Origin of the sequence: Mycobacterium rhizamassiliense (assembly GCF_900157375.1) — a bacterium.
GTDB lineage: Bacteria > Actinomycetota > Actinomycetes > Mycobacteriales > Mycobacteriaceae > Mycobacterium > Mycobacterium rhizamassiliense.
In genome coordinates this window covers 1,715,974-1,729,493 of sequence record NZ_LT721901.1, presented here as the reverse complement: position 1 = coordinate 1,729,493, position 13,520 = coordinate 1,715,974, and the positions used below count along the sequence as shown (strand labels likewise).

The 13,520-nt window shown below is 65.8% G+C and carries 13 protein-coding genes; 5 read left to right on the top strand and 8 right to left on the bottom strand.

Features of this window, described 5'->3' with window-relative positions; all coding sequences use genetic code 11:
* Nucleotides 1-223: 223 nt before the first annotated feature.
* From MRAB57_RS08380 to rpmH, 8 genes are all read right to left on the bottom strand, one after another.
* Nucleotides 224-1,207, bottom strand: a complete 984-nt coding sequence (locus MRAB57_RS08380) for a ParB/RepB/Spo0J family partition protein (RefSeq protein ID WP_077087151.1) — start codon at nucleotides 1,205-1,207, stop codon at nucleotides 224-226.
* A 23-nt stretch (nucleotides 1,208-1,230) separates the two neighbouring features.
* On the bottom strand, nucleotides 1,231-2,247 hold the full coding sequence (locus tag MRAB57_RS08375; RefSeq protein WP_077087150.1) for a ParA family protein: 1,017 nt from the start codon (nucleotides 2,245-2,247) through the stop codon (nucleotides 1,231-1,233).
* Nucleotides 2,244-2,990, bottom strand: coding sequence for a 16S rRNA (guanine(527)-N(7))-methyltransferase RsmG (rsmG, locus tag MRAB57_RS08370; protein WP_077087149.1), 747 nt, complete (start codon nucleotides 2,988-2,990; stop codon nucleotides 2,244-2,246). Before rsmG ends, MRAB57_RS08375 begins: the two co-directional genes overlap by 4 nt.
* Before the next feature lie 60 nt (nucleotides 2,991-3,050).
* Entirely contained in the window at nucleotides 3,051-3,623 is a 573-nt protein-coding gene (locus MRAB57_RS08365) for a Jag family protein (RefSeq protein ID WP_077090475.1), read from the bottom strand.
* 83 nt (nucleotides 3,624-3,706) lie between these two features.
* On the bottom strand, nucleotides 3,707-4,747 hold the full coding sequence (gene yidC / locus MRAB57_RS08360; protein ID WP_245836078.1) for a membrane protein insertase YidC: 1,041 nt from the start codon (nucleotides 4,745-4,747) through the stop codon (nucleotides 3,707-3,709).
* 43 nt (nucleotides 4,748-4,790) lie between these two features.
* Complete coding sequence (yidD, locus tag MRAB57_RS08355) at nucleotides 4,791-5,126, bottom strand: membrane protein insertion efficiency factor YidD (RefSeq protein ID WP_077090474.1); 336 nt, start codon at nucleotides 5,124-5,126, stop codon at nucleotides 4,791-4,793.
* 2 nt (nucleotides 5,127-5,128) lie between these two features.
* Complete coding sequence (gene rnpA, locus MRAB57_RS08350) at nucleotides 5,129-5,491, bottom strand: ribonuclease P protein component (RefSeq protein ID WP_077087147.1); 363 nt, start codon at nucleotides 5,489-5,491, stop codon at nucleotides 5,129-5,131.
* Between the two features lie 24 nt (nucleotides 5,492-5,515).
* Nucleotides 5,516-5,659 (bottom strand): 50S ribosomal protein L34, encoded by a 144-nt coding sequence (rpmH, locus tag MRAB57_RS08345; RefSeq protein ID WP_003874369.1) that lies wholly within the window; start codon nucleotides 5,657-5,659, stop codon nucleotides 5,516-5,518.
* 604 nt (nucleotides 5,660-6,263) lie between these two features.
* Between rpmH and dnaA the strand changes: the two genes are divergently transcribed.
* From dnaA to gyrB, 5 genes are all read left to right on the top strand, one after another.
* On the top strand, nucleotides 6,264-7,781 hold the full coding sequence (gene dnaA / locus MRAB57_RS08340; protein WP_077087146.1) for a chromosomal replication initiator protein DnaA: 1,518 nt from the start codon (nucleotides 6,264-6,266) through the stop codon (nucleotides 7,779-7,781).
* A gap of 488 nt (nucleotides 7,782-8,269) precedes the next feature.
* Nucleotides 8,270-9,469 (top strand): DNA polymerase III subunit beta, encoded by a 1,200-nt coding sequence (dnaN, locus tag MRAB57_RS08335; RefSeq protein WP_077087145.1) that lies wholly within the window; start codon nucleotides 8,270-8,272, stop codon nucleotides 9,467-9,469.
* Nucleotides 9,470-10,624: a DNA replication/repair protein RecF gene (recF, locus tag MRAB57_RS08330; protein ID WP_077087144.1), complete on the top strand. Its 1,155-nt coding sequence runs from the start codon at nucleotides 9,470-9,472 to the stop codon at nucleotides 10,622-10,624.
* Nucleotides 10,621-11,184, top strand: a complete 564-nt coding sequence (locus MRAB57_RS08325; RefSeq protein WP_077087143.1) for a DUF721 family protein — start codon at nucleotides 10,621-10,623, stop codon at nucleotides 11,182-11,184. The genes recF and MRAB57_RS08325 overlap by 4 nt, the downstream gene beginning before the upstream one ends.
* Before the next feature lie 266 nt (nucleotides 11,185-11,450).
* Complete coding sequence (gene gyrB, locus MRAB57_RS08320) at nucleotides 11,451-13,484, top strand: DNA topoisomerase (ATP-hydrolyzing) subunit B (protein ID WP_077087142.1); 2,034 nt, start codon at nucleotides 11,451-11,453, stop codon at nucleotides 13,482-13,484.
* Nucleotides 13,485-13,520 lie beyond the last annotated feature (36 nt).

Here is a 13,520-nt window from a genome sequence, read left to right as displayed (position 1 = left end):
GTCCAGGCTGACATGCACCACCAACCGCTCCAGGATAGGAGAGTTTGGCGCAAACCGGCGACTGTTGACGCCGTTACGCGGGCCGGCCGGCCGCGGCCACGCCGCGTCCCGCGAAATGAGTTGGCGCACAGCATCTTCCGTTAGAGGGGGACGGCGCGGGCGGTCGCTTCGGGCCCGGAAAGCGCCCCGATGTCACAGTGACGTAATTACACGGTGTATCCGGTCACGCCCTGGGCGGGCTCATCACGTCGATAATTCGCTGGAGGTCCTCGACGGAGCCGAACTCGACGACGATCTTCCCCTTGCGCTTGCCCAGGCTGACCGAGACGCGGGTGTCGAACGCATTCGACAGCCGGTCGGCCACGTCTTGGAGGCCCGGCATCTGAATCGGCTTGCGGCGCGGGGCCGACGGGGCCGCGGTGTCGCCGCGGTTTGCCAGGGTGACGGCCTCTTCGGTGGCGCGCACCGACAGACCCTCGGCGACGATCCGGGCCGCGAGTTCCTCCTGCGCCTCGGGACCGGATTCCAGGGACAGCAATGCGCGGGCGTGACCGGCCGACAGCACGCCGGCCGCAACCCGGCGCTGGACCGCGATCGGGAGCTTGAGCAACCGGATCATGTTGGTAATCAACGGCCGCGAGCGGCCGATCCGGGAGGCCAGCTCGTCGTGCGTGACATCAAACTCGTCGAGCAGCTGTTGGTAGGCCGCCGCCTCTTCCAACGGATTCAGCTGTGCCCGGTGGATGTTCTCGAGGAGCGCATCGCGCAACAGGTTGTCGTCGGTCGTCTCCCGCACGATGGCCGGCAAGGTGGCCAGGCCCGCCACCTGGGCGGCCCGCCACCGCCGCTCCCCCATCACGATCTGGTAACGCGCGCCGCCCGGCGCCGGGGTAACCGCGCGCACCACGATCGGCTGCAGGAGGCCGAACGCGCGGATGGAGTGCACCAGCTCGGCGAGCGCATCGTCGTCGAACACCTGGCGCGGCTGGCGCGGGTTCGGCTCGATGTCGGACGGCGAGATTTCGCGGTACACCGCGCCGATCTCCTTGGCCGCGGGCATGGTCCCACCGATCAGCACGTCGGCGGCGGCGTCCCCCATGCGGGGCCCGAGCGTCGCCGGGCCCGGGTCCCCCTCGGCGGGGCCGGTCGGGATCAGCGAAGCCAGGCCCCGGCCGAGGCCGCCCTTCTTGCGTGACGGCTGCGTCATGGTCGTCCCTTCACGAATGGTGGTCAATCACGCTGCGCGAGTTCGCGGCTGGCATCTAGATAGCTCATCGCCCCGCGCGATCCGGGGTCGTAATCAATGATCGTCATGCTGTAGCCCGGCGCCTCGGAGACCTTGACGCTGCGCGGAATCACGGTGCGCAACACCTTGTCCCCGAAGTACCTACGGACCTCCTCGGCCACCTGGTCGGCGAGCTTGGTGCGCCCGTCGTACATCGTGAGCAGGACGGTGGTGACATCGAGTTGGGGGTTGAGATGCGCCTTCACCATCTCGATGTTGCGCATCAGCTGCGAGACGCCCTCGAGCGCGTAGTACTCGCACTGGATCGGGATCATCACCTCCGGGGCGGCGACGAGCGCGTTGATCGTGAGCAGCCCGAGCGACGGCGGGCAGTCCACGAAGACGTAGTCGAAGTCGAAGTGCTCCAGCTCGACCAGCGCGTTGCGCAACCGGTTCTCGCGCGCCACCATGCTGACCAACTCGATCTCGGCACCCGCCAGATCGATGGTCGACGGGACGCAGAACAGGCGCTCGCTGTGCGGGCTGCGGCGCAGAGCCGACTCCACCGTCTCCTCGCCGAGCAGTACTTCGTACGACGAGGGCGTGCCCGATTGCCGGTCGGTGATCCCGAGCGCCGTGCTGGCGTTGCCCTGCGGATCGAGATCGATGACGAGCGTCTTGAGTCCCTGGACCGCGAGCGCGGCGGCGAGGTTGACCGCGGTGGTCGTCTTGCCGACGCCGCCCTTCTGGTTCGCCACCGTGAACACCCGTCGCCGGGCGGGTCGGCGCAGCGGCGGATAGGCAGTGTGCAGAACCCGCATGGCGCGCTCGGCGGCGGCGCCGATCGGGGTGTCGTATTCGTTCGATGTTTCACGTGAAACATCCGACCCGGGGACATCGGCCGGGTGCGTGATCTCCTCCGGTGCGAGCGGCGGCGCGATCGGTGCCACGGCCGGCGCCGGCGGATGCGGCGCGTTGTGCGGCGACGGGGAACCTCCGGGGCCGCCTCCGGGAGAACTCATCGAGACCTCCTTTTGGACGACGCCGCTCGGCCGGACGGCCGCTGCCCACGCACCGCCAAGACTACGGTTGCGGGTGGACTTAAGTAGTTCGCGCCACATGCCAACACCCTGACATCAACGGCACCGGACGCCGTCATCACACGCCGGTGCTCCTGGACTTCCTCGGGAGCGCGCTCCCCCTTGATCGCAACCATCCGCCCGCCCGGCCGTAGCAACGGCATACTCCACTTCGTCAGTTTGTCCAACGCAGCAACCGCTCGAGACACTGCAGCGTCCCTTTCGCCGAATTCGTCGCGGACCCAAGGCTCTTCGGCCCGGCCACGGACGACCTCAACGGACAACCCTAGATCGGCGACGGCCTCTTTGAGAAACTCCGCCCGCCGCAGCAGCGGCTCGAGGAGTACCACCTCGAGATCGGGCCTGGCGATCGCTAGCGGGATACCCGGGAGGCCGGCACCGCTGCCGATGTCGACCACCCGCTCGCCCTCATCGAGCAGCTCCCCGACCGCCACACTATTGAGTAGGTGGCGGTCCCAAATCCGGTCGAGCTCGCGCGGGCCCAGCAGCCCCCGCTCGACCCCGGCGGTGGCAAGGAATTCCGCGTACCGCTTCGCCACGTCGAGCCGCGGACCGAAGATCGCGATCGCCGGCTCGGGAACGGCCACCGGCTCGGCCGAGGGCGCGGGTGCGGGTGCGGCGTTGGGCGCCCGATCGGATTGCCCGACATGTTTCACGTGAAACATCCCTCTGATTCGGCGGAGCCTTCAGCGCGCGGGGCGCCCTCTCGAACTACACAGCTGTAACTAGTCGTGCAGGACGACGACGCGGCGTGAGGGCTCGGCGCCCTCGCTCTCGCTGTGCACCCCCGGCACCGCGGCGACGGCGTCGTGGACGATCTTTCGCTCGAACGGCGTCATCGGGCGGAGCTCCTCGCGCTCGCCGGAATCCAGCACCCGGCGGGCGATCTTGTCGCCCAGCGCCGCCAGCTCCTCCCGGCGGCGGCGGCGCCAGCTCGCGACGTCCAGCATGAGCCGGCTGCGCACGCCGGTCTTCTGGTGCACGGCCAACCGGGTCAGCTCCTGCAGCGCATCGAGCACCTCGCCGCCGCGGCCGACCAACTTGTTCAGGTCGTCGCTGCCGTCGATGCTGACGACGGCCCGGCTTCCCTCGACATCCAGATCGATGTCGCCGTCGAAGTCCAACAGGTCCAACAGCTCTTCGAGGTAGTCCCCGGCGATCTCGCCCTCGGCGACCAACCGCTCCTCCTGATCCTCGGGCTCGTCGGCGCCGGCGTCCTCCGTCGTGGGGGTGTCGGGGTCATCCTCGACCGCCACCGGGGTTTCCAGATCGGGGCCGGTGGTTTCGGCTTCTGTCATCGTTTTCTCTCCCTCATTCACAGGTCTTGAGTCTCATTGGGGTCACTCATCGGCGACGGGCCGATAACGCTGGGCGACCGCGGTCAGCGTTTGCGTCTCTTCGGTCGCGCGCCGGGCCGCGGCGTGCGGTTGGCCGGATCGTTGGTGCCGACCGCCGGCTCGGACTTGTCCGTCTTGGCGTCGGCCACCCCACCGTCGTGGGTCGTCGTCTCCGCGCCGTCGGCACCGGCCGCCGCCCCGTCGCCGTTCGTCGGCGTTTCCTTGGCGGCCCGCTTCGGCTTGGCCCCGGGAGCCGGCGCGTTGGCCGCGCGGCGCTCGAGGGCTTCCTGCTTTTTGGCCTCGTCCTCTTTCTCGATCATCCCGAAGACGTAGTGCTGCTGACCGAAGGTCCAGATGTTGTTCGAGACCCAGTACATGATGATCGCCAGCGGCAGGAACGGCCCACTGACGATCACCCCCAGCGGGAAGACGTAGAGCGCGAGCTTGTTCATCATCGCGGTCTGCGGGTTGGCCGCCGCCTCGGGACTCTGCCGGGCGACCGACGCGCGGCTGTTGAAGTAGGTCGCGATGCCGGCCAGGATCATCACCGGCGCGCCGACCGCCATCACGGCCGGTCGATGGAAAAGCTCGAAGGCGTCGAGTCCGGACTTCTGCGTCATGGACGCACCGATCGGTGCGCCAAACAGGTTGGCCTTCAAGAAGTTCTGGACGTCGGCGGGCGTGAAGACGTAGTTGCCGATCAGCTTGTTCTGGGCCACCGACAGCTGCTGCAACCCAATGCCGCCGGTCGTCCGGTTGAACGAGCGCAGCACGTGGTAGAGCCCGAGGAAGACCGGGATCTGGGCCAGCATCGGCAGGCAGCCCAGAATCGGATTGAAGCCGTGCTCGCGCTGCAGCTTCTGCATCTCGAGCGCCATGCGCTGGCGGTCCTTGCTGTACTTCTTCTGCAGCGCCTTGATCTGTGGCTGCAGTTCCTGCATCTGCCGCGTGGTGCGGATCTGCCGCACGAACGGCTTGTAGAGCAGCGCGCGGAGGGTGAACACGAGGAACATCACCGCCAGCGCCCAGGCAAAGAAGTTCGCCGGGCCCAGCATGGCGGCGAACAGCTTGTACCAGACCCACATGATCCACGACACCGGGTAGTAGACGAAGTCCAGGCTCAACACATCAAACGACAAAAGACACACTCTTCCCTTGGTTCGCGGGGAGCTCCCCGTCGGTACCCGCTGCGGTGAAATCGGATCGGCATTCGCGTTCCGGTATTGGGTCCCATCCTCCCCGATGCCACGGCCCACACTTCGCGAGCCGGGCGGCGGCCAACCAGCTGCCCCGAATCAGGCCGTACTCGGTGAGGGCGTCGACGGCGTACTGGCTACAGGTCGGAATGAATCGGCACGTTGCCGGGCGCAGCGGCGAGACCATGTGGCGGTACAGCTGAATCAAAAACACCGCCCCGCGCACGGCGGTCTTGCCCACGCCGTCGATCGCCGATCGCACCGACATCTTCACCGGTCCGTTCTCGTCTTGCCGACGGCCCGCCGCAGACCGTTTCGCACCTGCTGCTCCAGCCGGGCCGACGACACGTTGCGGCTCCCCGGCAGCGCGCGCAGCACCACCTGGTCGCCGTGCCGAAGGTCGGGCAGCATGGTCCGGACGACGTGACGCAGCCGGCGCGAGACGCGATGGCGCTCGACCGCCGAGCCGACGGCTTTCCCGACGATCAGTCCCACTCGCGGACCGTCGCCCTCGTCGCAGTCGTCGCTTCGGCGGACGTGCACGATGACATCGGGTTGTGCCGCGCGCACGCCACACTTGACGGTCGCGTCAAACTCCGATGACCGTCTCATACGGTTGCGTGCCGAAAGCACCGCCCACGAACCTGTCGGCGCGGATCAGGCAGAAAGCGCGCGGCGACCCTTGCGACGCCGACCCGACACAATGGCACGCCCGGCGCGGGTACGCATGCGCAGACGGAAGCCGTGCACACGGGCTCGGCGCCGGTTATTCGGCTGAAAGGTCCGCTTGCCCTTGGCCACGGCATTCTCCTCGGTGTGTCTCGCATTGCCATCCGGCCGCTCGCGTTTCGCAACCCGCGGGTCAGTCGGAAAGTGGTCTAACTGCTGCTGGCCGGCGCGGTCCCCGCACAGATGGCTCGGGTCGCAGCCGTATCGCCGACTTTCGGGCGACTGTATGAGGGTACTGATGACACTTCGCCTGGTCAAACTTGTCCTGGCGCAACGCCGCGACTACCACTCGTCACCGAAAATACCCGTGCTCAGGCAGGCCGCTCGGCCTCCCGTCCGGCGGCCGAGAGAAAGACGCGCCCAAGGAGGCTAGAGAAGCCGATTGGAATGCAGCCGAACTGTTGGCAGCCGGTCGGAAAACTGTTAGCTTCGGGCAATGCCGTTTCAGACTGCAACGGCGCATGACAACGAAGCGAGGATGGCGGATCGACTAGCTGTCTAGGCGACCTCCACGGGGTTGCCTCCAGCGCGGAGATCGCGAGCCGTCGCCGGTAGGTTGCGGCCCGTATACGATCATCCTGTCCACACCTGTGTATAACTATGTGGACAGTTGCTTTGTCGTCACAGCGAGGTTGTAGCTCAGCCCAGAGTTTGCGAGAACCAGGGAGATGCGTCGTTGACCGATGACCCCGGTTCCGGCTTTACGACGGTGTGGAATGCGGTCGTTTCCGAGCTCAACGGAGACCCAACCCCAGACGGCGTGGCCGCCGGCCGGACCGCCCTGGAAAATCCGCTAACCCCGCAGCAGCGAGCGTGGCTGAACCTCGTGCAGCCGCTCACCATCGTCGAAGGATTTGCTCTGCTGTCGGTGCCGAGCAGCTTCGTGCAAAACGAGATCGAACGTCACCTGCGCGCCCCGATCACCGACGCGCTCAGCCGCCGGCTCGGCCAGCAGATCCAACTCGGGGTTCGGATCGCTCCGCCGCCCGAAGACGCCGACGACACCTACTTCCCGATCCCCGACACGTTCAACGACGAAGTCCTAGAAACGTCAAGTGACGATGACGAAACGGACGAGAACGGCGAGGTGATCGGCGCCGAACAGAGCTGGCCCAATTACTTCACCGAGCGTCCGCACACCATCGACCCGGCGGTGGCCGGCGGGACCAGTCTCAATCGCCGCTACACCTTCGACACTTTCGTCATCGGCGCCTCCAACCGGTTCGCGCATGCCGCGGCGCTGGCGATCGCCGAGGCCCCCGCCCGCGCATACAACCCGCTTTTCATCTGGGGTGAATCCGGACTGGGCAAGACCCACCTGTTGCATGCGGCGGGCAACTACGCGCAGCGGCTGTTCCCCGGCATGCGCGTCAAGTACGTCTCCACCGAGGAATTCACCAACGACTTCATCAACTCGTTGCGCGACGACCGCAAGGTCGCGTTCAAGCGCAGCTACCGCGACGTCGACGTGCTGCTGGTCGATGACATTCAGTTCATCGAGGGCAAGGAAGGTATCCAGGAAGAGTTCTTCCATACCTTCAACACCCTGCACAACGCCAACAAGCAGATCGTCATCTCGTCGGATCGACCGCCGAAACAGCTTGCCACCCTGGAAGATCGGCTTCGGACACGGTTCGAGTGGGGCCTGATCACCGACGTCCAGCCCCCGGAGCTGGAAACCCGCATCGCCATTCTGCGTAAGAAAGCACAGATGGAGCGGCTCAACGTTCCCGACGATGTGCTCGAGCTGATCGCCAGCAGCATCGAACGCAACATCCGCGAACTCGAGGGCGCCCTCATCCGGGTCACGGCCTTCGCCTCGCTGAACAAGACCCCGATCGACAAGGCGCTCGCCGACATCGTGTTGCGCGACCTGATCGCCGACGCGAGCACCATGCAGATCAGTGCGGCCACCATCATGGCTGCCACCGCCGAGTACTTCGACACCACCGTCGAGGAGTTACGCGGCCCCGGTAAGACCCGGGCCCTGGCTCAGTCGCGCCAGATCGCGATGTATCTGTGCCGGGAGCTGACCGATCTGTCGCTACCAAAGATCGGCCAGGCGTTCGCCCGTGACCACACCACGGTCATGTACGCGCAGCGAAAGATCTTGTCGGAGATGGCCGAGCGCCGCGAGGTGTTCGATCACGTCAAAGAGCTCACGACTCGCATCCGCCAGCGCTCCAAGCGCTGATTTGCACCCCACGAGTCAAACTTTTTCAAAAAACTTCCCACACGTCTGTCACACCAGCCACACGCTGGCTATGTGCGCAGGCTTGTGCAAAAACCACGCAAACCCCCGTGCAGTAATCGGCCATCGGTGTACATCTGTAATTCATCCCCAGTCGACCCACACGGGACACACAGTTGCGCACCGCGTCATCCACACCCCCGCCGCTCCCCTAGCTGCACAGGAGTGCACTTCTCCCCAACTTGCACAGCCCTTAATACTGGTACTGAGATCTCTTCGTCGTTTCTTCTTTGAAGAACAGGTTTGGGGACGCCTCGTCCCCAGGGGCTTACAAGCGTCTCGATCACTGCGGTTGTCGGCCTTCGCGATTAGCTTTCAAGATGGCCCCGGACGATCTACGGTTGTTCTTCGACTCCCCGTTTCGGGGGCCCCACGCTAGCGGGGGACGCGGCTAGCCACTGGACTGAAATTTTTGTAGGTGAAGGGACGCTATGGACGCCGCCACGACGAAAGCTGGCCTCACCGATCTGAAATTTCGTCTGGTACGCGAGTCTTTCGCCGACGCGGTGTCGTGGGTTGCAAAGAACCTCCCGACCAGGCCCGCTGTGCCGGTGTTGTCCGGCGTGTTGTTGACCGGCTCCGATGAAGGCCTGACGATCTCGGGATTCGACTACGAGGTCTCCGCCGAAGCACAGGTCGCGGCCGAAATCGCTTCTCCGGGAAGCGTTTTGGTATCCGGAAGGCTGTTGTCCGACATCACCAGGGCGCTGCCCGACAAGCCGGTCGACTTCTACGTCGACGGCAACCGGGTGGCGCTGACCTGTGGAAGCGCGAAATTCTCGTTGCCGACGATGGCGGTCGAGGACTACCCGACCTTGCCGGCGCTGCCCGACGAGACGGGGTCGCTGCCGTCGGATTTGTTCGCCGAGGCGATCGGTCAGGTCGCCATCGCCGCCGGCCGGGACGACACCTTGCCCATGTTGACCGGAATTCGCGTGGAGATTTCGGGTGACACCGTCGTCTTGGCCGCCACCGACCGGTTTCGGCTGGCGGTTCGTGAGCTGACCTGGTCGGCGCTGGCTCCCGATGTCGAGGCGTCTGTCTTGGTGCCGGCCAAGACATTGTCGGAGGCGGCCAAGGGTGGCATCGATGGATCTGAAGTTCGGCTGGCGCTCGGCGCCGGTAGCGGCGTCGGGAAAGACGGCCTGCTTGGCATCAGCGGCAACGGCAAGCGCAGCACCACACGACTTCTCGATGCCGAGTTCCCGAAGTTTCGTCAGTTGCTGCCGGCCGAGCACACCTCGGTGGCGACGATCAATGTCGCGCAATTGACCGAGGCCATCAAGCTGGTTGCCCTGGTCGCCGACCGGGGCGCGCAGGTGCGGATGGAATTCGCCGACGGTGCGCTGCGCCTTTCCGCGGGCGCCGACGACGTCGGTCGCGCCGAGGAGGAGTTGGCGGTCGACTTCGCCGGAGAACCGTTGACGATCGCGTTCAACCCGACCTATCTGACCGACGGGCTCGCCTCGGTGCATTCGGAGCGGGTGTCGTTCGGCTTCACGACGCCGGGCAAGCCGGCCTTGCTGCGTCCGGCCTTCGACGATGCCAGCCATCCGACGGGCAACGGCCCGTTCTCGGCGCTGCCGACGGACTACGTCTACTTGTTGATGCCAGTTCGGTTGCCCGGCTAGGTGTACGTTCGGCAGTTGGCGCTACGGGACTTCCGGTCCTGGGAATCCGTTGACCTCGAGCTGGGGCCTGGCCGCACGGTCTTTGTCGGATCGAACGGCTTCGGGAAGACGAATCTCATTGAGGCGCTGTGGTATTCGACGACATTGGGCTCTCACCGGGTGGGTTCTGATGCGCCGCTGATCCGGGAGGGTGCGGCCCGCGCGGTCGTTTCGACCATTGTCGTCAATGAGGGCCGCGAATGCGCCGTCGATCTGGAGATTGTCGCGGGCCGGGCCAATAAGGCCCGGCTCAACCGCTCGCCGGTGCGCAGTACGCGCGAGGTGGTCGGGGTGTTGCGCTGCGTGCTGTTCGCTCCCGAGGACCTGGCATTGGTCCGCGGCGACCCGGCCGAGCGGCGCCGTTACCTCGATGATCTGGCAACGGTGCGCCGCCCGCGGATCGCCGGGGTGCGTGCCGACTACGAAAAGGTGCTGCGCCAGCGCACGGCGCTGTTGAAGTCGCTGGCGGGAGCGCGTTACCGCAGGGGCCAGGAGGCATTGGACACGCTGGACGTGTGGGACAGCCGGCTGGCCGAGCACGGCGCCGAATTGATGGCCGCCCGAATCGATTTGGTGAACGAGCTGGCGCCGGAGGTGGAGAAGGCCTACCAATTGTTGGCGCCTGCCTCCCGCCCGGCGTCGATCAACTACCGCGCGAGTATGGACGGCCTCGGTGGCGCGGACGAGGGCACCGATCCGGAATTTCTCGAGGCCGCGCTGCTTGCCGCGCTGGCCGCGCGCCGCGACGCCGAGCTGGACCGCGGCATGTGCCTCGTCGGCCCGCACCGCGATGACCTGGAGTTGCGCCTGGGTGATCAGCCCGCCAAAGGCTTTGCGAGCCACGGAGAATCGTGGTCGTTCGCCGTGGCGCTGCGCCTGGGGGCCTACGAATTACTGCGGGCCGATGGCGGCGAGCCGGTGCTGCTGCTCGACGACGTGTTCGCCGAACTCGACACCGCCCGCCGCCGCGCGCTGGCGGCCGTGGCCGAATCCGCAGAACAGGTCCTGGTAACCGCGGCGGTACTGGAAGACATCCCCGACGGCTGGGATGCTAAGCGGGTGCACATCGATCTGCGCGACGGCGAGGCCGGACGAGTGTCGGTGGTGCAGGCATGACGGACTCCCACGACGAGCCGGCCGCCGACAAGGTCGCACGCGTCGGCGACGTCTCCGGCATCGATCTGGTGCGGCGCACCCTGGAGGAAGCGCGGGCCGCGGCCCGCGCGAAGGGCAAGGACGCCGGCCGCGGGCGCAGCTCCGCCCCCGTCATCCGCGGCGCCGGCGGCCGGCGCCGACGCTGGTCGGGGCCCGGTCCGGACGCCCGCGATCCGCAGCCGCTGGGCAGGCTGACCCGCGACCTCGCGAAAAAACGCGGCTGGTCCACTCACGTCGCCGAGGGCACGGTGCTGGCTCATTGGCCGTCGGTGGTTGGACACGAGATCGCCGACCACGCGACGCCGACCGGGCTGAACGAGGGTGTGCTCAGCGTGGCCGCCGAATCGACGGCCTGGGCCACGCAGTTGCGGATGATCCAGGCCCAGCTGCTGGCGAAGATCGCCGCGGCGGTCGGCAACGGCGTCGTCACCTCCGTGAAAATCACCGGGCCGGCGGCGCCGTCGTGGCGCAAGGGGCCGCGGCACATCTCCGGCAGGGGTCCCCGCGACACCTACGGCTAAGGTATTTCAGGCCCATATCGACACCGGCGCAACGCCGCCAGCGCCAGGTTAACGGCGGCGCTCTCAGATCCGCGAGAACGAAACGGACCCCCGTCGCGCACGTCCGGAGGCGCCGTCAATAAAGAAATTGAGCACACGGCGCGTCCAGATAGGTAGAAACGCGCCCAGAAAATCGGTCCCGGCCCCCGATCACGGTAGAGTGGCAGCATGCGACTGCTGCGGTGACCGGACCGCCCGCATGAAACCCCAAGGAGAGCATTCCGACCGTGGCTGCCCAGAAGAAGAAGGCGCAAGACGAATACGGCGCTTCAGCGATCACCGTGCTCGAAGGCTTGGAAGCCGTCCGTAAACGCCCAGGCATGTACATCGGGTCCACCGGTGAGCGGGGCCTACACCACCTTGTCTGGGAGGTGGTCGACAACTCCGTCGACGAGGCGATGGCCGGCTACGCCACCCAGGTGGACGTGAAGCTGCTCGATGACGGCAGCGTCGAGGTCGCCGACAACGGGCGCGGTATCCCCGTCGCCATGCACTCCACTGGCTCTCCCACCGTCGACGTGGTGATGACCCAACTGCACGCCGGCGGCAAGTTCGGTGGCGAGAACAGCGGCTACAACGTCAGCGGCGGGTTGCACGGTGTTGGTGTGTCGGTGGTCAACGCGCTGTCGCGCCGCCTCGAGGTGGACATCGCCCGCGACGGCCACGAGTGGACGCAGTATTACGAACGAGCGGTACCGGGCACGCTCAAACAAGGCGAGGCCACCAAGAAGACCGGAACCACCATCAGGTTCTGGGCCGATAGTGAAATCTTCGAAACCACCGAGTACGACTTCGAGACGGTGGCGCGGCGCTTGCAGGAAATGGCTTTCCTCAACAAGGGTTTGACGATCAACCTGACCGATGAGCGGGTGACCCAGGAAGAGGTCGTCGACGAAATCGTCAGCGACACCGCCGAGGCACCGAAGTCCGCCGAAGAAAAGGCGGCCGAGTCGTCCAAGCCGCATAAGGTCAAGCACCGCACCTTCCACTACCCGGGTGGTTTGGTGGACTTCGTCAAGCACATCAACCGGACCAAGAGCCCGATTCAGCAGAGCATCATCGACTTCGACGGCAAGGGCACGGGCCACGAGGTCGAAATCGCGATGCAATGGAACGGCGGATATTCCGAGTCCGTGCACACCTTCGCCAACACGATCAACACTCACGAGGGCGGCACTCACGAGGAGGGTTTCCGCAGTGCGCTGACGTCGGTGGTGAACAAGTACGCCAAAGACAAGAAGCTGCTGAAAGAGAAGGACGCCAACCTCACCGGTGACGACATCCGCGAGGGCCTTGCCGCGGTGATCTCGGTCAAGGTCAGCGAACCGCAGTTCGAGGGCCAGACCAAGACCAAACTGGGCAACACCGAAGTGAAGTCGTTCGTGCAGAAGGTCTGCAACGAGCAACTCACGCACTGGTTCGAGGCCAACCCCTCGGAAGCGAAAACCGTTGTGAATAAGGCGGTATCCTCGGCGCAGGCACGTATGGCTGCGCGCAAGGCGCGAGAGTTGGTGCGCCGCAAAAGCGCTACCGATATCGGCGGGCTGCCCGGCAAGCTGGCCGACTGCCGCTCTACCGATCCGCGTAAGTCGGAACTGTATGTGGTGGAGGGTGATTCGGCCGGCGGCTCGGCCAAGAGTGGTCGGGACTCGATGTTCCAGGCCATCCTTCCGCTGCGCGGCAAGATCATCAACGTCGAAAAGGCGCGTATCGACCGGGTGCTGAAGAACACCGAAGTCCAGGCGATCATCACCGCGCTGGGCACCGGCATTCATGACGAGTTCGATCTCACTAAGCTGCGCTACCACAAGATCGTGCTGATGGCCGACGCGGACGTTGACGGCCAACACATTTCGACGCTGCTGTTAACCCTGCTGTTCCGGTTCATGCGGCCGCTGATCGAAAATGGCCACGTGTTCTTGGCGCAGCCGCCGCTGTACAAGCTGAAGTGGCAACGCAGCGAACCGGAATTTGCCTACTCCGACCGCGAGCGCGACGGCCTGCTCGAGGCCGGCCGGGCGGCGGGCCGAAAGATCAACTCCGAGGATGGCATCCAGCGCTACAAAGGTCTGGGTGAGATGGACGCCAAGGAGTTGTGGGAGACCACAATGGATCCGTCGGTGCGGGTGCTGCGCCAAATCACTCTCGATGACGCTGCCGCCGCCGACGAGCTGTTCTCCATCTTGATGGGCGAGGACGTCGAGGCACGCCGAAGCTTTATTACCCGCAACGCCAAGGATGTTCGCTTCCTAGATGTCTGAGCGATCAGACCGGCCACCGTTGACCGACCAACGAGG